Below are 23,889 nucleotides of genomic sequence, written 5' to 3' on the forward strand. Positions count from 1 at the left end.
CCGCCGCCGTGACCACCCTGTCCGCGCCCCCCGCCGCACAGCACCTACCGGACCTGCCCGCCCACCGCGACCCCAACGTCCTGCGCTGGCTCGGCGCCTACACCTCCTCGATGGTCGGTGACAGCGTCTACTACGTCGCCCTGTCCTGGGCCGCGGTCCAGGACGGCACTCCCGTCCAGGCCGGGGTCGTGATGTCCGTCAGCGCGCTGCCCAGGGCCTTACTCATGCTCGGCGGCGGAGTCGTCGCCGACCGGCTGGGCCCGCGCCGGGTCGTCATCGGCAGCGACACCGTCCGCTGCGGGGCCGTCCTCGCGGTGGCGGCCCTGCTCTTCCTCACCGGCCCCGGGCTGTGGCCGCTCGCCCTGCTGGCCCTGGTCTTCGGGACCGTCGACGCCGTGTTCATGCCCGCCGTCGGGGCACTGCCCGCGCGGATCACCGGACGCGACCAGCTCGCCCGGGTCCAGGGCATGCGCGGCCTCGCCATCAGGTTCGCGAGCGTGGCCGGCGCCCCGCTCGGCGGACTCGGCGTGGCGCTGGGCGGAGCGCCCGCCGCCTTCGCCGTCGCGGGCCTGCTCATCGCCGTCTCCATACCGCTGCTGATCCTCGTACGGGTCCGCGGCCTGCCCGCGGACAGCACGGACGGGGACCGGTCCCGGAGCGTCGACGCGGACGCCTCTCGGGGCACCGGGTGGAGCGATCTCGTGGACGGGCTGCGCTACATCCGCCGGCACCGGGTGCTCGCCCCGCTCATGGCGGCCATCGCCCTCGGTGACCTCGGCTTCGTCGGCCCGCTCAACGTCGGCCTCACCCTCCTCGCCGACCGGCGCGGCTGGGGCGCCTCCGATGTGGGCTGGGTGCTCGCCGGGTTCGGCGTCGGCGCGGGCGCCGCCTCGCTGCTGCTGGCCGTCCGGGGCCGGCTGCCCCGGGCCGGGCTGGTCGCCGGGTGCACGATCATCGGTGGGTCGGTGGCCATCGGCACGCTCGGCTGTGTTCCCGCTCTCGCCGGGGCCGTGGGCACCGCCCTGCTCATCGGCCTGTTCGCCGGGCTCAGCGGCGCGATGTGCGGGGCCCTGCTGCAGACCCACGCCGACCCCGCCTACCTGGGCCGGGTCACTGCCGTCGCCGGCCTGGTGAGCCTCGGTCTCGCCCCGCTGAGCATGCCCTTCGCCGCCGCCGCGATCGGGGCGTGGGGACCCGGCCCGGTCTTCGTGGTCAGCGCCCTCGTCTGCGGCCTCGGCGGTGTCGTCACCCTCGTCGCCCCGCACCTGCGCCGCGCCGAACTGCCCCGCTGACGTTCACCGCCCGGGCTGGGTCAGCTGCACCAGGTTGCCGACGGTGTCGTCGAAGACCGCGGCCAGCACCGGCCCCTGCTCCTGCGGCGGATGCGTGAAGCGGACACCGAGGCCGCGCAGCCGGTCGTACTCCGCTCGCAGATCGTCCACGGAGAAGACGATGCACGGGATGCCCGCCTCGTAGAGGGCCGTGCGGTAGGGCTCCGCGATGGGGCCCTGGCCGGGCTCCAGCAGCAGCTGGAGGTCCGGCTGCGCCCCACCGGGTGCCCCGACCGTGACGAACAGCGTGCCCCCGCCCAGATCCAGGTGCGTGCGGGTCTCGAAGCCCAGGACACCCGTGTAGAAGGCGTGCGCCGTGGCCACGTCGTCCACGTACACGCTGGTCATCGCGACCTTGATCACGGCGAGGCGCCTTCCGGGTCTCAGATGCCCAGTCGCCGGGACTCGTGCAGCCGGGTGATCGCCTCCGTCTCGCCGTCCAGGTCCACCCTGGCCGCGCTCTGCCGGCCGAACGCGAACAGGAGCAGCTCCGAGGGCTCGCCGGTCGCCGTCACCACCGGCGTACCGCGGTGGGCGACGGCCGTCTGGCCGTTCGGGCGCCGCAGGACCAGGCCCGTGGGCACACCCCGGCCGAGCAGACGGGCGGTGCGCTCCAGACGGGACCAGAGCGCGTCCTGGAAGACGGCGTCCAGCTCGCGCGGCGACCAGTCCGGCTGCGCCCGGCGCACGTCCTCCGTGTGGACGTAGAACTCGACGATGTTGGCCGCCTCGTCGATCTGCTTGAGGGCGAACGGCGAGAAGCGCGGCGGACCGGTACGGATGAGCTGGATCAGCTCCTCGTACGGTTTCGCCGCGTACTCGTCCATGACCTTCTCCAGACGAGCCGCGAGAGGCTTGATCAGCGTGCCCCCGGCCGCGTCCGGGCGCCGCTCGCGCACCACCACGTGCGCGGCCAGATCCCGCGTCCGCCAGCCCTCGCACAGGGTCGGCGCATCCGGTCCGGCGGTTTCCAAGAGGTCGGCGAGCAGGAGCCGTTCACGCTTGGCAAAGGTCGACATGTGGTCAGCCTACGACCAGGTGATCCGTCCGCCCAGCCGGCGCGTCCCGTCACCGCCGGTGCCGCACGGCACAATGGCACCCATGACCAGTACGACCGGTACCCCCCGGCCCAGCAGCCGCCTCGCCCCTGAGATCGCCGCACGTCTCAAGCGCAGCGCCGACGGACTCCTGCCCGCCATCGCCCAGCAGTACGACACCGGTGAGGTGCTCATGCTCGGCTGGATGGACGACGAGGCGCTGCACCGGACCCTCACCACCGGCCGTTGCACGTACTGGTCACGCAGCCGGCAGGAGTACTGGGTCAAGGGCGACACCTCGGGCCACTTCCAGTGGGTGAAGTCGGTCGCGCTCGACTGCGACGCCGACACCCTGCTGGTCAAGGTCGACCAGGTGGGCGCGGCCTGCCACACCGGCGCGCGCACCTGCTTCGACGAGGACGTATTGCTCAAGGACGCCGATTCCGGCGCGTCCGGGCCGCATCAGTAAGGTCAGTCGCCATGGACCTCGAGACCTTCCGCAAGCTCGCCACCGACCGGCGCGTCGTCCCGGTCACGCGCAAGCTCCTCGTCGACGGCGACACCCCCGTGGCGCTGTACCGCAAGCTCGCCGCCGAACGCTCCGGCACCTTCCTGCTGGAGTCCGCGGAGAACGGCCGCTCCTGGTCCCGGTACTCCTTCGTGGGCGTACGCTCCGACGCCACGCTGACCACGCGGGACGGCCAGGCCCACTGGCTCGGCACCCCGCCCGTCGGCGTCCCGGTCGACGGCGACCCGCTCGCCGCCCTCCGCGCCACGATCCAGGCCCTGCACACCCCCCACCAGGACGGCATGCCGCCCTTCACCGGCGGCATGGTCGGCTACCTCGGCTACGACATCGTCCGCCGCCTGGAGAAGATCGGCCCCGGCGAGCGCGACGACCTCCGGCTGCCCGAGCTGACCATGCTCCTCACCAGTGACCTCGCCGTCATGGACCACTGGGAGGGCTCGGTGCTGCTGATCGCCAACGCGATCAACCACAACGACCTCGACACCGGGGTGGACGAGGCCTACGCGGACGCCGTGGCCCGGCTCGACGCCATGGAGGCCGACCTCGCCCGCCCGGTCGCCCAGCCCCCGGCCGTCCTGCCGCCCTCGGAGCTGCCCGAGTACACCGCACGGTGGGGCGGCCCCGACTTCCAGGTGGCCGTCGAGGACATCAAGGAGCGCATCCGCGCGGGCGAGGCCTTCCAGGTCGTGCCCTCCCAGCGCTTCGAGACCCCCTGCACGGCGAGCGCACTCGACGTCTACCGCGTGCTGAGGGCCACGAACCCGTCGCCGTACATGTACCTGTTCCGCTTCGACGGTTTCGACGTGGTCGGCTCGTCCCCCGAGGCGCTGGTCAAGGTCGAGGACGGGCGCGCGATGGTCCACCCCATCGCCGGGACCCGGCACCGAGGCGCCACCCCGCAGGAGGACCAGGCCCTCGCCGAGGAACTGCTCGCCGACCCCAAGGAGCGCGCCGAGCACCTGATGCTGGTCGACCTGGGGCGCAACGACCTGGGCCGGGTCTGCGAGCCCGGCTCCGTCGAGGTCGTGGACTTCATGTCCATCGAGCGCTACTCGCACGTGATGCACATCGTCTCCACGGTCACCGGCAAGGTGGCCGAGGGCCGCACCGCCTTCGACGTGCTCACCGCATGCTTCCCGGCGGGCACCCTCTCCGGTGCGCCCAAGCCGCGCGCGATGCAGATCATCGACGAGCTGGAGCCGTCCCGGCGCGGCCTGTACGGCGGTTGCGTCGGCTATCTGGACTTCGCCGGCGACTCCGACACGGCCATCGCCATCCGCACCGCCCTGCTGCGCGATGGCACGGCGTACGTCCAGGCCGGAGCCGGCGTCGTCGCCGACTCCGACCCGGTCGCGGAGGACCAGGAGTGCCGCAACAAGGCGGCGGCGGTCCTCCGCGCGGTGCACACGGCCAACCGGCTCAGCTCGTAGGAAGGCTCAGCCGGTGAACGCGGCGGTGCCGTTCGGGACGCCGAGCCCGGACGGGCCGTCGTACCCCGTGGTGGCGGTGCACAGGTAGGACCCGCCGCAGCTGCCGTTGGAGCCGGTGGTCACGTCGTACAGCGCCGAGGTGTGGGCGTAGGGGAAGGACGCCGGGTAGGAGCCGGAGGAGGGGCTGCCGGCCAGCGCGTAGACCGCCGCGATCAGCGGGGACGAGACGCTGGTGCCGCCGAAGACCATCCAGCCGGTGCCCTGGCCGTAGGTGTCGTACACCGCGACGCCGGTGTTGGGGTCGGCGACCGCCGAGACGTCCGCGACGGTGCGGTTGGCGCAGCCGGTGTCCTTCTGCCAGGTGGGCTTGGCGTCGTACGCGGAGCAGCCGGAGCCGGCCCCGTTCCACACCGTGTCGGTCCAGCCGCGCGTGGTGGACGAGGTCTTCAGGGACGTACCGCCCACGGCCGTCACGTACTTGGACGCGGCCGGGTACTCGACGCCGTAGCCGCTGTCGCCGGAGGAGACGGTGATGGCGACACCCGGGTGGTTGAAGTACGAGGAGTCGTACGACGCGTCGTTGGAGGACTCGGAGCCGCCGTAGCTGTTGGAGACGAACTTGGCGCCCAGCCGGACCGCGGTGTTCACGGCCGTGCCGAGGTTGGTCATGGTCGCCGAACTGGCCTCCACCAGCAGGATCTTGCAGTTCGGGCAGGCCGCGCTGACCATGTCGAGGTCGAGGGCGATCTCCTCCCCCCAGCCGGAGTTGCCGCGCGGGTACTTGGTGCCGCCGGTCTGGTCCACCTTCTGGAAGCAGCCGTTGGCGGTGGTGCAGGCCGGCAGACCGTACTGGGAGCGGTAGACGGCGAGGTCGGCCTCTGCGTTCGGGTTGTCGTAGGCGTCGACGATCGCCACGGTCTGGCCCGAACCGCCGGTCGCGGACGGCAGGTTGTACGCGGCCTGGAGCGAGGCGGGGCCGTAGCCGGAGGGTGTGGCGGCGGCCGTCAGGCCGCTCTCGGCGTGCGCCGACACCGGGGTGCCCGCGGTGACCTTGAGGGCGTTGCACGCCATCTCGTCCTTCGCCGTCGGGACGGCACACGAGCGGGCGACGGTGACTGCGTGCGAGGAGGTGGCCTGGGCCGCCTGGCCGACCGGTGCGGCGAGCGCGAGGGCGGCGGTGGCGAGCGTGGCCACGGCGGTGAGGGATACGGTTCTGCGCAACGTACGTCCTCCGCGAGGTGGGTGAACCGGGAAGGTGCGTGGGGGGTGCGCGGTGCGACCGCGGCGCGGGGTGAACGCCAGGGCCGCGCAGAACCTATGGATGTCGAGGGCACGTCAACAAGGTCCAGGGGGGGAGCCGGTATGTTCCTTTGCCGTTCCTGTGCGCTTCCTGCCGAACCCATGAGCCGTACTCGAAGACGTCATGAGGAGAACGTGGCCTCACCATGGCTTGACGGAACCCGGGTGCGGGTTCGCCCGGGGTGCAGGCGATAGTGGAGTACGTGACTGCCGTACCTCACTCCCGTTCCGAAGCCGCCGCGCCCGCCCGGTCCGGCCGGCGCAGCCTCGCCGTCGCCCTGCTGTGCGGCGCGCTCGGCGCGGCCGTGACCCTGCTCGCCACCCGGCAGCGCTGGTCGCAGGGCAGCGCGACAGTGGCCGGCGGTGCCTTCCGCCTCACCGCCAAGGGCAGCGACGTCACGGGCGTCCCCGCGGCCCTCGCCGTCGTGGGCCTCGCCGCGCTCGTCGCCGTCTTCGCCGTCCGCAAGGCCGGCCGCCTCGCCGTCGCCGCGCTGCTCACGCTCTCCGGCGCGGGCATCGTCGCCGCCTCCCTCGTCGGCGCCTCCGACAGCTCGGCGCTGGACGACAAGGCCGCCAGGGCGGCCGGCGACAGCTCCGCCACCGTCGCCGCGCTCAGCCACACCGGCTGGCCCTACGTCGCGGCCGCCGGCGGCGCCCTCATCCTCCTCGCCGGCCTGCTCGCCCTGCGCTACGGCAGCCTGTGGCCCGCCATGTCCGGCCGCTACGAACGCGGCACCGACCGTCCGCGCCGCACGGCCCGCCCGGTCGACCCCGAGCGCCCGGAGGAGATGTGGAAGGCGCTGGACCGCGGAGAGGACCCGACCGGGGCCTGACCGCAAACCCGCCCCACGGACGTCCCGTGCCGGGGGTGTGGTGAATCAGACTCCACCCCCGCGTCCGGGGCGCGCGGGCGTACGGGAGAATGGGCGACGAGCGTCCGGCTTCGGACAGGCGGACGGGCTCGGAAACGCTACGACTCATACAAGCAACGAGGAGCAAGTCATGGCGGGCAGCGAACACGGTCACACCCCGGCCGCCTGGACCGGTGTCACCATCGTCTTCATCGGTTTCTGCGTCTCGGGCGCCTTCACGGTGATGGCCGAGCCGGTCGGCTTCTGGGCCGGCATGGCGATCGCGGTTCTCGGCGGCGTCGTCGGCGCCGCCATGAGCGCCATGGGCCTCGGTATGCCGAAGGAGGCGCACCGCGCCCCGCACGCGACCCCGGTCGCGACCCCTGAGCCGGCCGGCGCCGAGAGCTGAGCGGCGGCGACGCTTCCCGCGAGGGGCGGCCCCGCACCGGAAACGGGTGCGGGGCCGCCCCTCGCGTATGCACGGGACGCGCACCGGGCGCGTGCGGGGCAGAATGCGAGGCGTGAACGCCGACAGCCGCACCACCCCGCTCAGCCCCGCCCCGCCCGCCCCGGTGTGGACGCGGCTCGCCGTCCCGGCCGGGCTGCTCGCGGCCGTCGCCGGGGCCTTCGCGTACGTCGGCACCGTCGACCCCGACGAGCCCGGCCACTACCCGGTGTGCCCCCTCTACCGGCTCACCGGCCTGTACTGCCCCGGCTGCGGCGGACTGCGCGGCGCGCACGCCTTCGTCCACGGTGACTTCCTCACCGCGCTGCACGACAACGCGCTGGGCGCGGTCGCCTATCCGCTCCTCGCCGTGCTGTGGACCGCCTGGGTGGTCCGCGCGGTGCGCGGCAGGCCGCCGCGGATGGATCCGCGTCCGGCGCACCTGTGGGCCGTCGGCGCGCTGCTCCTCGTCTTCACCGTTGTCCGGAACCTGCCGTTCGGTGGCTGGCTGCATCCTTGATCGACTGGCGAATGTCCAGGTAGTGGGACCGCCGTCGGCCGGATGCGAGACGGACCCGGTCATGCGGATACCATCGCAGTGACCACGGGTTTTCAGAACCTGTAAGGAACCACCGTCTGGAAGGGGGCCGCTCGCGTGAGTGTGCTCGACGAGATCATCGACGGAGTCCGTGCCGACCTCGCCGAGCGGCAGGCGCGGGTCAGCCTCGACGAGCTCAAGGAGCGCGCGGCGAAGGCGCCCGCCGCGAAGGACGGGGTGGCCGCGCTCAAGGGCGACGGCGTCAAGGTGATCTGCGAGGTCAAGCGCTCCAGCCCTTCGAAGGGCGCGCTTGCCGCGATCGCCGACCCGGCAGGGCTCGCCGCGGACTACGAGGCGGGCGGTGCGGCCGTCATCTCCGTTCTCACCGAACAGCGCCGCTTCGGCGGCTCGCTGGCCGATCTGGAGGCGGTCCGCGCCCGCGTGGACATCCCCGTCCTCCGCAAGGACTTCATCGTCACGTCGTACCAGCTGTGGGAGGCGCGGGCCTACGGCGCCGACCTCGCGCTGCTGATCGTGGCCGCGCTGGACCAGCCGGCCCTGGAGTCGCTGATCGAGCGTGCCGTGTCCATCGGCCTCACTCCGCTCGTCGAGGTGCACGACGAGGAGGAGGTCGAGCGTGCCGTGGACGCGGGCGCGCGGGTCATCGGTGTCAACGCACGCAACCTGAAGACACTGGAGGTCGACCGCGGCACGTTCGAGCGGATCGCCCCGGAGATTCCGGAAGGCATCGTGAAGGTCGCCGAGTCCGGCGTCCGCGGACCGCACGACCTGATCGCCTACGCCAATGCGGGCGCCGACGCGGTCCTGGTCGGCGAGTCCCTCGTCACCGGACGCGACCCCAAGGCCGCCGTCGCCGACCTGGTCGCCGCGGGCGAACACCCCGCCCTGCGGCACGGACGGAGCTGAACCACCGCTAAGCTGTGCCCTGATGATGCTTCCGATCACGCCGGCGACGCGGGATCCTTATGCCCGTCTCGCCCGAGGCTGCCGACCCCGAGGCTGCCGTGCCCCCGCGCGCCGGGTGCACGGGCGGCGGGTCCGCTATGTGATCGGCGACGAACCGGGCCAGGTGAACGGCATGCGATGGCGCCCGACGCGTGCGCGTCACCTGCGGTGAGCTGAGCCGACGACCCCACGCACGTCCGGCCGAGGACGACCGGGCTTCCCGCGGCGGTGAGGGCATTCCCGATCTGTTGCGGTGGCCTTCCGCGGCGGCGGGTTCTCCCCGTCCCGCGCAGTCGCCTCCTCGGCAGCAGCACGGGATCCCTGGTTCGCGCGGAGGTCTTCCCGCAAGGGCCCTGGTCTCCCGGGCTGCGCTGAAGAGGTGCGGCGCGACCGAGGTTTTCCCGGTCGCGGTGCGGCCTTCTGCGGCGGTCGGGGATGTTCCTGGTCCACGGCGGTGGTCTTCCCGGCGGCGGGGACGGTTTCCCGGTCCGTGACGGTTGCTTTCCGCGGCGGTGGGTTTCCCTGGCCCGTGGCACGGTCTCCGGTGACGGTACGGGTTCCCTGACTCGCGCGGAGGCTTCCGGCGGTGGCCCTGGATCTCCGGGGCCGCGGTGCGGTCCTCTGTGGCGGCGACGGGATTCCCTGTCCGTGCTGGTGGTCTTCGGGCGGCCGGAGTTTCCCCTTTCGCGGCGGCGGTTTTCCGTGGCGGTGGAGATTTCTCGGCTGACAGCGGTGGCTTTCCGTGGTGGACAGGAACTCCTGGGCTTTTGACGGAGGCTTGTGGCTGCGGCTTCGGATTTCCCGGCCTTCCGGCGGAGGCTTCCGGCTGCGGCCCGGGTTTCTCGGAGCGGTGCGGACGCTTCCGGCAGTGGCTGGGGTTTTCCCCGGCTCGCGGCTGAGGATCGCGGCGGCGGCTGGGGTTTTCCCTGGCACGCGGCTGAGGATCCCGGCGGCTGGGGTTTTCCCTGGCTCGCGGTGGAGCGTCTGCGGCGGCCGGGAATTCTCGGCTCGCCGCGGTGGCCGTGCCTCTGAGGCCGGTTTTCCTGGTCCACAGCGGTAGCTTTCCGTACCGGTGAGTGTTTTCCCTTCGCCTCGGCCGACAGTGCGGGCGGGCGGGTGGAAAAGTGCCTTCGAGGACAGCGCGCGCACGCGTATTCACGTACCCCAAGTCCGGCAACCCGGGGCCACGGCCCCTGCGAGGTATTCGTATGCCCAGCCAGTTCTTCATCCCTGACCCCACCGGCCAGGTTCCCACCGCCGAGGGCTACTTCGGCGCGTTCGGCGGCAAGTTCATCCCGGAGGCCCTCGTCGCCGCCGTGGACGAGGTCGCCGTCGAGTACGACAAGGCGAAGGCCGACCCCGAGTTCGCCCGCGAACTCGACGACCTGCTCGTCCACTACACCGGCCGCCCGAGCGCGCTGACCGAGGTGTCCCGGTTCGCCGAACACGCCGGTGGCGCCCGGGTCTTCCTCAAACGGGAGGACCTCAACCACACCGGCTCCCACAAGATCAACAACGTCCTCGGCCAGGCCCTGCTCACCAAGAGGATGGGCAAGACCCGTGTCATCGCCGAGACCGGCGCCGGTCAGCACGGCGTCGCCACGGCCACCGCCTGCGCGCTCTTCGGCCTCGACTGCACCATCTACATGGGCGAGATCGACACCCGGCGCCAGGCCCTCAACGTCGCCCGCATGCGCATGCTCGGCGCCGAGGTCGTCGCCGTGAAGTCCGGCAGCCGCACGCTCAAGGACGCCATCAACGAGGCGTTCCGGGACTGGGTCGCCAACGTCGACCACACGCACTACCTGTTCGGGACCGTCGCGGGGCCCCACCCGTTCCCGGCCATGGTCCGCGACTTCCACCGCGTCATCGGCGTCGAGGCTCGCCGCCAGCTCCTGGAGCGCGCCGGCCGCCTCCCGGACGCCGCCATCGCCTGCGTCGGCGGCGGCTCCAACGCCATCGGTCTCTTCCACGCCTTCATCCCCGACGAGGGCGTCCGCCTCATCGGCTGCGAGCCCGCCGGGCACGGCATCGAGACCGGCGAGCACGCGGCCACCCTCACCGCCGGCGAACCCGGCATCCTGCACGGCTCACGGTCGTACGTCCTGCAGGACGAGGAAGGCCAGATCACCGAGCCGTACTCCATCTCGGCCGGACTGGACTACCCGGGCATCGGCCCGGAGCACTCCTACCTCAAGGACTCCGGCCGCGGCGAGTACCGCGCGATCACCGACGACGCCGCCATGCAGGCCCTGCGCCTGCTGTCGCGCACCGAGGGCATCATCCCGGCCATCGAGAGCGCCCACGCCCTGGCCGGCGCCCTGGAGGTCGGCAGGGAGCTGGGCACGGACGGACTGATCGTGGTCAACCTGTCCGGCCGCGGCGACAAGGACATGGACACCGCCGCGCGCTACTTCGGCCTCTACGACATCGACGCCGAGGTGGCCGCCAACGAAGCCGACACGGCCGAGATCGAGGGGGACGCCAAGTGAGCGGGAACATCCAACTGCTGTCGGACACGCTCGCCGCCGCCAAGGCGGAGGGCCGGTCCGCGCTCATCGCCTACCTCCCGGCCGGCTTCCCGACCGTGGAGGGCGGCATCGAGGCGATCAAGGCCGTCTTCGACGGCGGAGCCGACGTCGTCGAGGTGGGCCTGCCGCACAGCGACCCCGTCCTGGACGGCCCGGTCATCCAGACCGCCGACGACATCGCCCTGCGCGGCGGGCTGAAGATCGCGGACGTGATGCGTACGGTCCGGGAGGCGTACCGGGCCACCGGCAAGCCGGTGCTCGTCATGACGTACTGGAACCCCATCGACCGCTACGGCGTCGAGCGGTTCACCGCCGAACTGGCCGAGGCCGGCGGCGCCGGCTGCATCCTGCCCGACCTGCCGGTGCAGGAGTCGGCGCTGTGGAGGGAGCACGCGGACAAGCACGGTCTCGCGACCGTCTTCGTCGTCGCCCCCAGCAGCAAGGACGAGCGGCTCGCCCAGATCACCGCGGCGGGCAGCGGCTTCGTGTACGCCGCCTCGCTCATGGGCGTCACCGGCACCCGCGAGTCCGTCGGCACACAGGCCCAGGGCCTGGTGGAGCGCACCCGGGCCACCGGCACCCCGCTGCCGGTGTGCGTCGGGCTCGGCGTCTCGAACATGGCCCAGGCCGCCGAGGTCGCCGGATTCGCGGACGGCGTGATCGTCGGCACCGCGTTCGTGAAGCGGATGCTGGACGCGCCGGACCACGCCTCCGGGCTCGAGGCGGTCCGCGCGCTCGCCGGTGAGCTGGCCCAGGGCGTCCGCGGACAGGCGTAACCGCCGATAACCCTCCGCAGTCGTTCACAACGGAATAATCGGTCACTCGAACGGGTGGACCTCGGGACGGGGAGGCGCGCTGCGCCTCCCCGGCTCGTTCTGGGGGTGTGAGCGAGAAGAACCGTGACGGAAAGCGCACCGCCCGGGAGCGGCTGGCGGTCGAACGCGAGAAGCAGAAGGCCACGGAGAAACGACGGCGCGCGCTGGTCGTGGGCGCCGGTGTGGCCGGTGTCCTGGGCCTCGCCGCGGTGATCGGCATCATCGCCGCCAACGCGGGCAAGGACCAGGGCGGCGGCGCGGGCCCGGTCGTGGCGCCCATGGGTGCGCGGGGCAAGGACGGTCTCGCGATCCCGGTCGGCAAGGACAGTGCCAAGTCGACGCTCACGGTCTGGGAGGACTTCCGCTGCCCGGCCTGCCAGGTCTTCGAGACGGCGTACCGTCCGACGCTCCACGAACTGGTCGACTCCGGCAAGCTCAGAATCGAGTACCACCTGGTCCGGCTGATCGACGGCAACCTCGGCGGCAGCGGCTCCCTGCGCGCGGGGAACGCGGCGGCCTGCGCCCAGGACGCCGGAAAGTTCCGTGACTACCACGACGCGCTCTATGCGAACCAGCCCAAGGAGAGCGACGACGCGTACGGCGACAACGCCAAGCTGATCGAGGTGGCGGGCAAGGTCAGCGGCCTCGGCTCGGCCGCGTTCCAGAAGTGCGTCAAGGACGGCGCCCACGACAGCTGGGTGGACAAGTCGAACAAGGCCTTCCGGACCGGCGGCTTCACCGGCACCCCGACGGTCCTGCTGGACGACAAGAACATCTACCAGGACCGGACGATGACACCGGCCAAGCTCAAGCAGATGGTGGAGGCCGCCGGCCGCCAGTAGGCGTTTCCCGCGTCTGCGTAGGGATTCCCGTTATGGAGCCGTAGCCGGGCTGCTTGCCGTCCCCCTGGTCCGGCACGGTAGCGTCGACCTTGCCATGGAACTTGCCTACATTCCCAGCCCGTCGCGCGGGGTGATCCACCTCGGTCCCATTCCGCTGCGCGGTTATGCGTTCTGCATCATCATCGGCGTCTTCATCGCCGTCTGGCTCGGCAACAAACGCTGGATCGCCCGCGGCGGCCAGGCCGGCACGGTGGCGGACATCGCGGTCTGGGCCGTACCGTTCGGTCTGCTCGGCGGCCGGCTCTACCACGTGATCACGGACTACGAGCTGTACTTCAGCGAGGGCCGTGACTGGGTGGACGCCTTCAAGGTGTGGCAGGGCGGCCTGGGCATCTGGGGCGCGATCGCGCTCGGCGCGCTCGGCGCGTGGATCGGCGCGCGGCGCCGGGGCATCCCGATGCCGGCGTACGCCGACGCCGTTGCGCCCGGCATCGCCTTCGCGCAGGCTATGGGCCGCTGGGGCAACTGGTTCAACCAGGAGCTGTACGGGCGCGAGACCCATGTTCCCTGGGCACTGCACATCACCTCCTCCGAGGGCGGCCGGGTGCCCGGCTACTACCACCCGACGTTCCTCTACGAGTCCCTGTGGTGCGTCGGCGTCGGCCTCCTCGTGATCTGGGCCGACCGCCGCTTCACGCTGGGCCACGGCCGGGCGTTCGCGCTGTACGTCGCCGCCTACTGCGTGGGCCGCGGCTGGATCGAGTACATGCGTGTGGACGACGCCCACCACATCCTGGGCCTCCGCCTCAACGACTGGACCGCGTTGATCGTGTTCCTGCTGGCGGTGACCTACCTCGTGGTGTCCTCCCAGCTGCGGCCGGGGCGGGAGACCATGGTGGAGCCGGCCGTCTCCGGCGGTTCCGCCGAGGGTGCCACCGGTGCCGGGGCGACCGGCGCCGAGGAGGCCGACGCCGAGGCGGCCGGTGCCGAGACGAAGGGTGACGAGGATCCCGAGCCGGACGCCGCTGAGCCCCAGGACGAGGCCGAGTCGGCCGCCAAGAAGAGCTGACGGCTGCTTGTACGACGCCGAGGGCGCCCGGAACCGTCCGGGCGCCCTCGGCGTCGTGTGGGCTCATACGTCGTACAGCGTCATGCGTTGTACCGCGCCTCGATCTCCGGCCGGTACGGCATCGACGCCGACGCCCCTTCCCGCTGTACGGACAGCGCCGCCGCCGCTGCCGCCCAGGACAGGGCCTCCCGTACCGGCCTCTCCTCGGCCAGGGCCACCGCGAGCGCGCCGACGAAGGTGTCGCCCGCGCCCGTGGAGTCGACGGCCTTCACCTGGGGTGCGGCCACCACCAGCGGCTCGGTGCCGCGCGCCAGGTACAGGCAGCCCGTCGCACCCAGGGTGACCACCACCTCCGGGACCAGGTCCAGCAGGGCGGCAGCCGCCTCACGCGGGTCGGTGCGGCCGGTGAGGGTGACGGCCTCGTACTCGTTCGCCACCAGCAGGTCGATCATGGCGAGCAGCTCGGACGGCAGCGGCTGGGCGGGGGAGGGGGTGAGGACCGTACGGACGCCGTGCCGACGCGCCGCCTGCGCACCCGCCACGACCGCGGGCATGGGGATCTCCAGCTGCAGCAGCAGGGCGTCGGCGGAAGCGAGGAGGCCCTCGTCGCCGGGGGAGAGATGGTCGACGGTGCCGTTCGCGCCGGGGATGACGACGATCGCGTTGCCGCCCTCGTCGTCCACCACGATGTGCGCGGTGCCGGACGGGCCCTCGACCGTGCGCAGGAAGTCGGTGTCCACGCCGGAGTGTTCGAGGGTGTCGCGCATCCGCATGCCGAAGGCGTCGTTGCCCACCGCGCCGATCATCGACACGGTGGCGCCGGCGCGGGCCGCGGCGATCGCCTGGTTGGCGCCCTTGCCGCCGGGGATCGTGCGGAACTCCCGTCCGGTCACGGTCTCGCCGCGCTGCGGTGCCTTCGCGACGTAGGTGACGAGGTCCATGTTGGCGCTGCCGAGGACGACGATATGGGTCATGGGCGGGTCGCCTCCAGGTGGGTGAGGTGGGCGAGGGCGTCGAAACCGGTGCCGTCGAAGTCGGCGACGGTGGTGGCGAGCCGGTTCTTGAGCGGGGCCCGCCAGTGGGCGGGCAGCGCGTCCGGGCCGCCGGCGAGCAGGCCGGCGACGCTTCCGGCGGTCGCGCCGTTGGAGCCGGTGTCCCAGCCGCCCGACACCGCACGGCACACGGAGCCGGTGAAGTCGCCGTCCGCGTGGGTGAGGGCGGCGGTGATCAGGGCGGAGTTGGGGACGGCGTGCAGCCAGTGGTGGGTGGCGGCGTAGCGGGCGTGGAGTTCGTCCACGACCTTGTCGAAGTCCCCGTGTTCTCCGGCCACCCGGACGGCGTGGTCGATCGCCCGCGCCAGCCGGGAGCGGGCCGGGACCACCGTGCGGCCGGTGCGCAGGCAGGCGTGGACGTCGTACGTGCCCGTGGCCGCGGCGGCGATGGCGGCGGCCGTGAACATCGCGGCGTAGACCCCGTTCGCGGTGTGGGTGAGGACGGCGTCGCGGTGCGCCTGCTCGGCTGCGGCGGCCGGGTCGCCCGGGTTGGTCCAGCCGTGGACGTCGGCGCGGACCAGGGCGCCGGTCCACTCGCGGAACGGGTTGCGGTGGCGGGCGGTGTGCGGGGGTTCGATGCCACAGAGCAGATTGCGGTGGGCGAGGCGCTCGGCGGCACAGGTGCGGCCGGGCGGGAGTTCCTCCAGCCAGAGGCGGGCGACGTCCGCGGTGGTGAAGGACTTTCCGTGCCGCCGGAGCAGAAGAAGGCCCAGCAGCGGGCGGTCGAGGGCCTTGTCCTCGGGCATGCCGTCGATGTTCTCGGCGAGGGAGGTGGCCGCCGCGCGGTGGTTCCAGGGGTACTGGGCGAGCAGCTCCTCGGAGACGCCCTTCGCCGTGAACCAGGTGCTCAGCTGCCGGTTCCCGGTCGCCCGGGCGAGGGCGCGGACGCCGTCCAGCGGGAGCGTCTTCACAGGCCTGCCGAGCAGGCAGCCGGCGGCGCGACCGAGCCATGCGGCTTCCAGGGCGAGGAGGGCGGGGGCGGTGGAGGGCGGGGCCGCGAACGGCGCCGCGGACGGGGATGCGGAGCGGACGGCGGACCCGGTGGCGGACCCGGCGTCGGGCCGGGCGTCGGGCCGGGCGTCGGGCCAGTCGGGGCAGGAGGCCTTGATGGCCGCCAGGTCCGTCGGCTCGTCGTCCGCGAGCCTGCTGGGCAGATCGGCCAGTTCGTCCAGCAGGTCCTCCGCCAGCAGGCGCAGATAGCGGGAGGCACGGTGCGCCGACGAACCTGCCGTTCGCGGGGCGTCGGGGCCGCCCGCCGCCCGCCAGCGCGTCTCGACCGCCGACGGCTCGCGGCCGTCCAGCCGGGCCTGCCGGAGTTCATGGCCCAGCAGGTCCTCCGGCTGGACCCAGCTCAGGCGGAGCATGGCACGCTCCCGGACCGCTCGGACGCGGGCGAGGCCCCACTGATTTCTTCTCCGTTGGGCGTCATGCACGAATCATCCTCCGGGCCGGGCCCGTCGGGGACGTTTTGACGCTGTGTCCCCCGAGAGGGGTCACGCGGGTGGCAGCGAAGATCAAACCGAGGGTAAAGCCGCAGGTTAGCCGAGCCTTTCCTTGCTGGCGGCGGCAGCCATACCAACGTACTTTTAGGGACGTTAAAAGTAGAACTCGTCCAAAGTTAGCTTTGGCTAAGCTTTTCTGGGGGGCCTCATGGCCATCATCGACACCGAGGCCACGCTGCACCAGGCGCACCGCGACAACCACACGCACCGCGATGTGAACGGCGGCTGGCTCCGCCCCGCCGTCTTCGGAGCCATGGACGGCCTGGTCTCCAACCTTGCCCTGATGACCGGTGTGGCCGGCGGGTCCGTGAGCCAGCAGACGATCATTCTCACCGGTTTCGCGGGGCTCGCCGCCGGCGCCTTCTCGATGGCCGCCGGCGAGTACACCTCCGTGGCCTCGCAGCGCGAACTCGTCGAGGCCGAACTGGACGTCGAACGGCGTGAGCTGCGCAAGCACCCGCAGGACGAGGAGAAGGAGCTGGCCGCACTCTACGTCTCCCGCGGGGTCGAGCCCGAGCTGGCCCGGGAGGTCGCGCGGCAGCTGTCGAAGGACCCCGAGCAGGCCCTGGAGATCCACGCCCGCGAGGAGCTGGGCATCGACCCCGGCGACCTGCCCTCGCCGCTGGTCGCCGCCGTCTCGTCCTTCGGAGCCTTTGCGCTCGGCGCCCTGCTGCCCCTGCTGCCGTATCTGCTCGGGGCGAGCGCGCTGTGGCCGGCCGTGCTGCTCGCCCTCGCCGGGCTGTTCGGCTGCGGTGCCGTCGTGGCCAGGGTGACCGCGCGAAGCTGGTGGTACAGCGGGCTGCGGCAGCTGGCGCTCGGCGGGGCGGCGGCCGGTGTGACGTACGTCCTGGGCAGTCTGTTCGGAACGGCCGTAGGATAGTCGGACAGTACTTATGCGATGGGCCGTATAAGCAGCTGTTACTCGCTGGTTTCGGATGCCTCACCATGGGGCATGAGCCGTAAGCGCTGTGGGCAATGAGGCCTGCCGCACCCCCCAGGGGTGGGCGAAGAAGCTCACCCCGCCCCTTTCGGGCCGACGGACGCCGATCCGACCGATCTCGTCCACAGCGGTCCCCCACATACTTCCGCCGCCTGCGCGCGGCACTCTGCCGTGACCCCACGGCACCCTGCCGCGACCTGGCGGTGTCCGCATGCTGGAACGGGCTATCCACTTCCCGAGAATCGCTCCATCATGTAACCTGCACGAAATTTTGCACTCCACGCAGAGGGCCAACGTCGTCCCTCGGCACAGCACTTGCCACATGACGACGACGGGAGAGCCGATGCGTACGCCGCGCCAGCCGTCCCAGCACTCCGCGAATGGCCGGAACTGGTCCTTCATGGATGCTCGCCCTGCTGCGCAGGGTATGTACGACCCCCGCAACGAGCACGACGCCTGTGGCGTCGGTTTCGTGGCCACTCTCACCGGCGAGGCGAGCCATGCGCTGGTCGAGCAGGCGCTGACTGTTCTGCGCAACCTGGAGCACCGTGGCGCCACCGGCTCCGAGCCGGACTCCGGCGACGGCGCGGGCATCCTCTCCCAGGTGCCGGACGCCTTCTTCCGTGAGGTGACCGGATTCGATCTCCCCGCTGCGGGTTCCTATGCGGTAGGCATCGCCTTCCTGCCGGAGGAGGGGACCGAGGACGCCGTCTCGCGTATCGAGACGATCGCGACCGAGGAGGGACTGGACGTCCTCGGCTGGCGCGAGGTCCCGGTCGCCCCCGAACTGCTGGGGGCCACGGCCCGCTCGACCATGCCGGCCTTCCGGCAGATCTTCGTGGCCGACGGCGCCAGCGAGGGCATCGCCCTGGACCGCAAGGCGTTCGTGCTGCGCAAGCGCGCCGAGCGCGAGGCCGGTGTGTACTTCCCGTCCCTCTCGGCCCGCACGATCGTCTACAAGGGCATGCTGACCACCGGCCAGCTGGAGCCCTTCTTCCCGGACCTGTCCGACCGCCGCTTCGCCTCGGCGATCGCCCTCGTCCACTCGCGCTTCTCCACGAACACCTTCCCGTCGTGGCCGCTCGCGCACCCCTACCGCTTCGTCGCGCACAACGGTGAGATCAACACCGTCAAGGGCAACCGCAACTGGATGCGCGCCCGCGAGTCCCAGCTGGTCTCCGACCTGTTCGGCGGCAAGGAGCTGGACCGCATCTTCCCGGTCTGCACTCCGGACGCGTCCGACTCGGCCTCCTTCGACGAGGTGCTGGAGCTGCTCCACCTCGGTGGCCGTTCGCTGCCGCACTCCGTGCTGATGATGATCCCGGAGGCGTGGGAGAACCACGACTCCATGGACCCGGCGCGGCGCGCCTTCTACCAGTTCCACTCCACGATGATGGAGCCCTGGGACGGCCCCGCCTGCGTCACCTTCACCGACGGCACCCAGGTCGGCGCCGTGCTCGACCGCAACGGCCTGCGCCCCGGCCGCTACTGGGTCACCGACGACGGCCTCGTCGTCCTCGGCTCCGAGGTCGGCGTCCTCGACATCGACCCGGCCAAGGTCGTCCGCAAGGGCCGCCTGCAGCCCGGCAAGATGTTCCTCGTCGACACCGCCGAGCACCGCATCATCGAGGACGACGAGATCAAGGCGGCCCTCGCCGCCGAGCAGCCGTACGCCGAGTGGCTGGAGACCGGCGAGATCGAGCTGGGCGACCTGCCCGAGCGCGAGCACATCGTCCACACCCACGCCTCGGTCACCCGCCGCCAGCAGACCTTCGGGTACACCGAGGAAGAGCTGCGCGTCATCCTCGCCCCGATGGCCAAGACCGGTGCCGAGCCGATCGGTTCGATGGGCACGGACTCCCCGATCGCGGCCCTGTCCGAGCGCCCGCGTCTGCTCTTCGACTACTTCACCCAGCTGTTCGCGCAGGTCACCAACCCGCCGCTGGACGCGATCCGCGAGGAGCTGGTCACCTCCCTGCGCAGCTCGCTGGGCCCGCAGGGCAATCTGCTCGACCCGAGCGCCGCCTCCTGCCGGTCCGTCGTGCTGCCCTTCCCGGTCATCGACAACGACGAGCTGGCCAAGCTCATCCACATCAACGCCGACGGCGACATGCCCGGCTTCAAGGCCGCGACCCTGTCGGGCCTGTACCGGGTCTCCGGCGGCGGCGATGCCCTCGCCGCGCGCCTGGAGGAGATGTGCGCGGAGGCCGACGCGGCCATCGAGAACGGCGCCCGGCTGATCGTCCTGTCCGACCGGCACTCCGACGCCGAACACGCGCCGATCCCGTCGCTGCTGCTCACCGCGGCCGTCCACCACCACCTCATCCGCACCAAGCAGCGCACCCACGTGGGCCTGCTGGTCGAGGCCGGCGACGTCCGCGAGGTCCACCACGTCGCCCTGCTCATCGGCTACGGCGCCGCCGCCGTCAACCCGTACCTGGCGATGGAGTCCGTCGAGGACCTGCTGCGCGCGGGCACCTTCATCAACGGCGTCGAGCCCGAGAAGGCCATCCGCAACCTGATCTACGCCCTCGGCAAGGGCGTCCTGAAGGTCATGTCCAAGATGGGCATCTCGACCGTGGCCTCCTACCGCGGCGCCCAGGTCTTCGAGGCCGTCGGCCTGGACGATGCCTTCGTCGAGAAGTACTTCGACGGCACCGCGACCAAGATCGGCGGCGTCGGCATCGACGTCATCGCCAAGGAGGTCGCCGCCCGGCACGCAAAGGCCTACCCGGCCTCCGGCATCGCCCCGGCGCACCGCGCGCTGGAGATCGGCGGCGAGTACCAGTGGCGCCGTGAGGGCGAGCCGCACCTGTTCGACCCGGAGACGGTCTTCCGCCTCCAGCACTCCACCCGCTCGGGCCGCTACGACATCTTCAAGAAGTACACCGAGCGCGTGAACGAGCAGTCCGAGCGCCTGATGACGCTGCGCGGCCTGTTCGGCTTCACGTCCGACCGCCAGCCGATCTCCATCGACGAGGTCGAGCCGGTGAGCGAGATCGTCAAGCGCTTCTCCACCGGCGCCATGTCGTACGGCTCCATCTCCAAGGAGGCGCACGAGACCCTCGCCATCGCCATGAACCAGCTGGGCGGCAAGTCCAACACCGGTGAGGGCGGCGAGGACCCGGACCGCCTGTACGACCCGGCGCGCCGCTCGGCGATCAAGCAGGTCGCCTCCGGCCGCTTCGGCGTCACCTCCGAGTACCTGGTCAACGCCGACGACATCCAGATCAAGATGGCCCAGGGCGCCAAGCCCGGCGAGGGCGGCCAGCTGCCCGGCCACAAGGTCTACCCGTGGGTCGCGAAGACCCGGCACTCGACCCCCGGTGTCGGTCTGATCTCCCCGCCGCCGCACCACGACATCTACTCCATCGAGGACCTGGCCCAGCTGATCCACGACCTCAAGAACGCGAACCCGCAGGCGCGGATTCACGTCAAGCTGGTCTCCGAGGTCGGCGTCGGCACGGTCGCGGCCGGTGTGTCCAAGGCGCACGCGGACGTCGTCCTGATCTCCGGCCACGACGGCGGTACGGGCGCCTCCCCGCTCACCTCGCTGAAGCACGCCGGCGGCCCCTGGGAGCTGGGCCTCGCCGAGACCCAGCAGACGCTGCTGCTCAACGGCCTGCGCGACCGGATCGTCGTCCAGACCGACGGCCAGCTGAAGACCGGCCGGGACGTGGTGATCGCCGCGCTGCTCGGCGCCGAGGAGTTCGGTTTCGCGACCGCGCCGCTCGTCGTCTCCGGCTGCGTGATGATGCGCGTCTGCCACCTGGACACCTGCCCGGTCGGCATCGCCACCCAGAACCCGATCCTGCGCGACCGCTTCTCCGGCAAGGCCGAGCACGTGGTGAACTTCTTCCGGTTCATCGCCGAGGAGGTCCGCGAGCTGCTGGCCGAGCTGGGATTCCGCTCCATCGAGGAGGCCGTCGGCCACGCCGAGGTGCTGGACGTCGAGCGGGCGGTCGACCACTGGAAGGCGCAGGGCCTGGATCTGCAGCCGCTGTTCCACGTGCCCGAGCTGCCCGAGGGCGCGGTGCGCCACCAGCTCGTCGCCCAGGACCACGGCCTGGAGAAGGCCCTGGACAACGAGCTGATCAAGCTGGCCGCGGACGCGCTGGCCGCCGAGGACGCCACCGCCGCACAGCCGGTGCGCGCCCAGGTCGCCATCCGTAACATCAACCGCACGGTCGGCACCATGCTCGGCCACGAGGTGACGAAGAAGTTCGGCGGCGCGGGCCTGCCCGACGACACCATCGACATCACCTTCACCGGTTCGGCCGGCCAGTCCTTCGGCGCGTTCCTGCCGCGCGGTGTCACGCTGCGTCTGGAGGGCGACGCCAACGACTACGTCGGCAAGGGCCTGTCCGGCGGCCGGATCGTCGTCCGCCCGGACCGCGCGGCCGACCACCTCGCCGAGTACTCGACCATCGCGGGCAACACCATCGCCTACGGTGCCACCGGCGGCGAGCTGTTCCTGCGCGGCCGTACCGGTGAGCGGTTCTGCGTCCGCAACTCCGGCGCGCTGGTCGTCTCCGAGGGCGTGGGCGACCACGGCTGCGAGTACATGACCGGCGGTCACGCCGTCGTCCTCGGTCCGACCGGCCGCAACTTCGCGGCGGGCATGTCCGGCGGCGTCGCCTACGTCATCGACCTCGACCGCGACAACGTCAACGTCGGCAACGCCGACTCCGTCGAGGCGCTGGACGACACCGACAAGCAGTGGCTGCACGACGTGGTGCGCCGCCACGCCGAGGAGACCGGCTCCACGGTCGCCGAGAAGCTGCTCGCCGGGTGGGACACCGCCGTGGACCGTTTCAGCAAGATCATCCCCAGCACGTACAAGGCAGTGCTCGCCGCCAAGGACGCCGCCGAGCGAGCCGGTCTGTCCGAGACCGAGATCACCGAGAAGATGATGGAGGCGGCGATCAATGGCTGACCCGAAGGGCTTCCTGAACCACGGCCGTGAGGTCGCCGAGTCCCGCCCCGTCGACGAACGCGTCAAGGACTGGAACGAGGTCTACGTCCCCGGCTCGCTGCTGCCGATCATCGGCAAGCAGGCCAGCCGGTGCATGGACTGCGGCATCCCGTTCTGTCACAACGGCTGCCCGCTGGGGAACCTGATCCCCGAGTGGAACGACTACGCCTACCGCGAGGACTGGGCGGCGGCCTACGAGCGCCTGCACGCGACGAACAACTTCCCGGAGTTCACCGGCCGCCTGTGCCCGGCCCCGTGCGAGTCGGCGTGCGTGCTCGGCATCAACCAGCAGCCGGTCACCATCAAGAACGTCGAGGTCTCGATCATCGACAAGGCGTGGGAGACCGGGGACGTCGCCCCGCAGATCCCCGAGCGCCTGTCCGGCAAGACGGTCGCGGTGATCGGCTCGGGCCCGGCGGGCCTGGCCGCCGCCCAGCAGCTCACCCGGGCGGGCCACACCGTCGCCGTCTACGAGCGCGCCGACCGCGTCGGCGGCCTGCTCCGCTACGGCATCCCCGAGTTCAAGATGGAGAAGCGGCACATCAACCGCCGTATCGAGCAGATGCGCGCGGAGGGCACCCGCTTCCGGACCGGTATCGAGATCGGCCGCGACATCAAGGCGACCGACCTGAAGAAGCGGTACGACGCGATCGTCATCGCCGCCGGTGCGACCACCGCGCGCGACCTGCCGGTGCCGGGCCGCGAACTCAAGGGCGTCTACCAGGCGATGGAGTACCTGCCGCTGGCCAACAAGGTCCAGGAGGGCGACTACGTCGCCCCGCCGGTCTCGGCCGAGGGCAAGCACGTCGTCGTCATCGGCGGCGGTGACACCGGCGCCGACTGCGTGGGCACCGCCCACCGCCAGGGCGCGGCCTCCGTCACCCAGCTGGAGATCATGCCCCGCCCGAACGAGGACCGGAACCCGGTCAGCCAGCCCTGGCCGACCTTCCCGATCCTCTACAAGGTCACCTCGGCCCACGAGGAGGGCGGCGAGCGGATCTACTCCGCCTCCACCACCCACTTCGAGGGCGACGAGGAGGGCAACGTCCAGTGGCTGCACCTGGCCGAGGTGGAGTTCGTCGACGGCAAGCTGACCTCCAAGCCGGGCACCGAGCGCAAGATCCCGGCCCAGCTGGTCACCCTCGCCATGGGCTTCACCGGCACCGACCGGGAGAACGGCCTGGTCGACCAGTTCGGCCTGGAGCTGGACGAACGCGGTAACATCGCCCGCGACGCCGACTTCCAGACGAACGTGCCAGGAGTGTTCGTCGCCGGCGACGCCGGCCGCGGCCAGTCCCTGATCGTGTGGGCGATCGCGGAGGGCCGCTCGGCCGCCCGCGGCGTCGACCGCTTCCTGACCGGAGCCAGCGACCTGCCGGCCCCGATCCGCCCGACGGACCGCGCCCTCGCTGTCTGACGGCCCACCAAGACGTCCCGCACAAAGGCGTGCGGAACACTGACGACGCCTGCCCGCCACGTCCCCGACCGGACGGCTGGACAGGCGTCGTCGCCTTTTCCGCTGTCGTCTTCCCAGGCGGCGCCGGCATCGGCGGGGGCGACCGCGCGCCGCTTCGATTCCCGGGCGCGGTCACCGCGGTGCGGTGGTCGAAGGTGCTCGACGTGACACTGAACGGAACCTTCCGCTGCGTGCCTGCGGCTCTGCGGCACTTCCGCGCGGAGCGGGTTCGGCGGGGGCGACCGCGCGCCGCTTCGATTCCCGGGCGCGGTCACCGCGGT

At 71.7% G+C, this 23,889-nt stretch carries 19 protein-coding genes and 1 pseudogene; 15 read left to right on the forward strand and 5 right to left on the reverse strand.

The features are described 5' to 3' along the window. Nucleotides 1–8 precede the first annotated feature (8 nt). Entirely contained in the window at nt 9–1,292 is a 1,284-nt protein-coding gene (locus K7G59_RS07300) for an MFS transporter (RefSeq protein ID WP_225831296.1), read from the forward strand. A 3-nt stretch (nt 1,293–1,295) separates the two neighbouring features. On the opposite strand, the gene K7G59_RS07305 is transcribed toward K7G59_RS07300, so the two are convergent. Then, nucleotides 1,296–1,694 carry a VOC family protein gene (locus K7G59_RS07305; protein WP_225831298.1) on the reverse strand — a complete coding sequence of 133 codons (399 nt, stop codon included), beginning with the start codon at nt 1,692–1,694 and terminating at the stop codon, nt 1,296–1,298. Nucleotides 1,695–1,714: 20 nt separating this feature from the next. Next, complete coding sequence (locus K7G59_RS07310; RefSeq protein WP_225831300.1) at nt 1,715–2,350, reverse strand: TIGR03085 family metal-binding protein; 636 nt, start codon at nt 2,348–2,350, stop codon at nt 1,715–1,717. Nucleotides 2,351–2,432: 82 nt separating this feature from the next. Here K7G59_RS07310 and hisI point away from each other — a divergent pair, with 82 nt between their 5' ends. Further along, nucleotides 2,433–2,837, forward strand: a complete 405-nt coding sequence (gene hisI, locus K7G59_RS07315; protein WP_225831302.1) for a phosphoribosyl-AMP cyclohydrolase — start codon at nt 2,433–2,435, stop codon at nt 2,835–2,837. 11 nt (nt 2,838–2,848) lie between these two features. Further along, nucleotides 2,849–4,327, forward strand: coding sequence for an anthranilate synthase component I (locus K7G59_RS07320; RefSeq protein ID WP_225831304.1), 1,479 nt, complete (start codon nt 2,849–2,851; stop codon nt 4,325–4,327). 6 nt (nt 4,328–4,333) lie between these two features. Here the strand turns inward: K7G59_RS07320 and K7G59_RS07325 are convergent, their stop codons facing one another. Beyond that, the gene (locus K7G59_RS07325; RefSeq protein ID WP_225831306.1) at nt 4,334–5,548 is read right to left on the reverse strand and encodes a S53 family peptidase; all 1,215 of its coding nucleotides are present in this window, start codon (nt 5,546–5,548) and stop codon (nt 4,334–4,336) included. A 272-nt stretch (nt 5,549–5,820) separates the two neighbouring features. Between K7G59_RS07325 and K7G59_RS07330 the strand changes: the two genes are divergently transcribed. The 9 genes and pseudogenes from K7G59_RS07330 (at nt 5,821) to lgt (ending at nt 13,683) form a co-directional block, all read left to right on the forward strand. Next, nucleotides 5,821–6,459: a TIGR02234 family membrane protein gene (locus K7G59_RS07330; protein WP_225831308.1), complete on the forward strand. Its 639-nt coding sequence runs from the start codon at nt 5,821–5,823 to the stop codon at nt 6,457–6,459. 169 nt (nt 6,460–6,628) lie between these two features. Then, complete coding sequence (locus K7G59_RS07335; RefSeq protein ID WP_225831310.1) at nt 6,629–6,886, forward strand: HGxxPAAW family protein; 258 nt, start codon at nt 6,629–6,631, stop codon at nt 6,884–6,886. A 103-nt stretch (nt 6,887–6,989) separates the two neighbouring features. Further along, entirely contained in the window at nt 6,990–7,442 is a 453-nt protein-coding gene (locus K7G59_RS07340) for a DUF2752 domain-containing protein (RefSeq protein WP_225831312.1), read from the forward strand. A 135-nt stretch (nt 7,443–7,577) separates the two neighbouring features. Beyond that, nucleotides 7,578–8,387, forward strand: a complete 810-nt coding sequence (trpC, locus tag K7G59_RS07345; protein ID WP_225831314.1) for an indole-3-glycerol phosphate synthase TrpC — start codon at nt 7,578–7,580, stop codon at nt 8,385–8,387. A 22-nt stretch (nt 8,388–8,409) separates the two neighbouring features. After that, nucleotides 8,410–8,598, forward strand: coding sequence for a tryptophan biosynthesis modulator TrpM (trpM, locus tag K7G59_RS34950; protein ID WP_308295001.1), 189 nt, complete (start codon nt 8,410–8,412; stop codon nt 8,596–8,598). Nucleotides 8,599–9,634: 1,036 nt separating this feature from the next. Continuing rightward, the gene (gene trpB, locus K7G59_RS07350) at nt 9,635–10,918 is read left to right on the forward strand and encodes a tryptophan synthase subunit beta (protein ID WP_225831316.1); all 1,284 of its coding nucleotides are present in this window, start codon (nt 9,635–9,637) and stop codon (nt 10,916–10,918) included. Further along, nucleotides 10,915–11,655: pseudogene (trpA, locus tag K7G59_RS07355) on the forward strand (tryptophan synthase subunit alpha); the annotation flags it as partial. The gene trpB and the pseudogene trpA, both read left to right, overlap by 4 nt. 185 nt (nt 11,656–11,840) lie before the next feature. Continuing rightward, nucleotides 11,841–12,614 (forward strand): thioredoxin domain-containing protein, encoded by a 774-nt coding sequence (locus K7G59_RS07360; protein ID WP_225831320.1) that lies wholly within the window; start codon nt 11,841–11,843, stop codon nt 12,612–12,614. A 94-nt stretch (nt 12,615–12,708) separates the two neighbouring features. After that, nucleotides 12,709–13,683: a prolipoprotein diacylglyceryl transferase gene (gene lgt, locus K7G59_RS07365; RefSeq protein WP_225831322.1), complete on the forward strand. Its 975-nt coding sequence runs from the start codon at nt 12,709–12,711 to the stop codon at nt 13,681–13,683. A gap of 80 nt (nt 13,684–13,763) precedes the next feature. On the opposite strand, the gene rbsK is transcribed toward lgt, so the two are convergent. Both rbsK and K7G59_RS07375 read right to left on the reverse strand, forming a co-directional pair. After that, nucleotides 13,764–14,657, reverse strand: coding sequence for a ribokinase (rbsK, locus tag K7G59_RS07370; RefSeq protein ID WP_225831325.1), 894 nt, complete (start codon nt 14,655–14,657; stop codon nt 13,764–13,766). Then, a complete protein-coding gene (locus K7G59_RS07375; RefSeq protein ID WP_225831327.1) occupies nt 14,654–16,099 on the reverse strand; it encodes an ADP-ribosylglycohydrolase family protein in 1,446 nt (481 codons plus the stop codon). The genes rbsK and K7G59_RS07375 overlap by 4 nt, the downstream gene beginning before the upstream one ends. 286 nt (nt 16,100–16,385) lie before the next feature. Between K7G59_RS07375 and K7G59_RS07380 the strand changes: the two genes are divergently transcribed. The 3 genes from K7G59_RS07380 to K7G59_RS07390 all read left to right on the forward strand — a co-directional run bounded on the left by K7G59_RS07380 (nt 16,386) and on the right by K7G59_RS07390 (nt 23,569). Further along, a complete protein-coding gene (locus K7G59_RS07380) occupies nt 16,386–17,117 on the forward strand; it encodes a VIT1/CCC1 transporter family protein (RefSeq protein WP_225831328.1) in 732 nt (243 codons plus the stop codon). A gap of 403 nt (nt 17,118–17,520) precedes the next feature. Next, nucleotides 17,521–22,113 carry a glutamate synthase large subunit gene (gltB, locus tag K7G59_RS07385; RefSeq protein WP_225831531.1) on the forward strand — a complete coding sequence of 1,531 codons (4,593 nt, stop codon included), beginning with the start codon at nt 17,521–17,523 and terminating at the stop codon, nt 22,111–22,113. Further along, nucleotides 22,106–23,569 carry a glutamate synthase subunit beta gene (locus tag K7G59_RS07390; protein WP_225831330.1) on the forward strand — a complete coding sequence of 488 codons (1,464 nt, stop codon included), beginning with the start codon at nt 22,106–22,108 and terminating at the stop codon, nt 23,567–23,569. The genes gltB and K7G59_RS07390 overlap by 8 nt, the downstream gene beginning before the upstream one ends. Nucleotides 23,570–23,889: the final 320 nt, after the last annotated feature.

Source organism: Streptomyces sp. NK08204, from assembly GCF_020400585.1.
Taxonomy (GTDB): Bacteria; Actinomycetota; Actinomycetes; order Streptomycetales; family Streptomycetaceae; genus Streptomyces.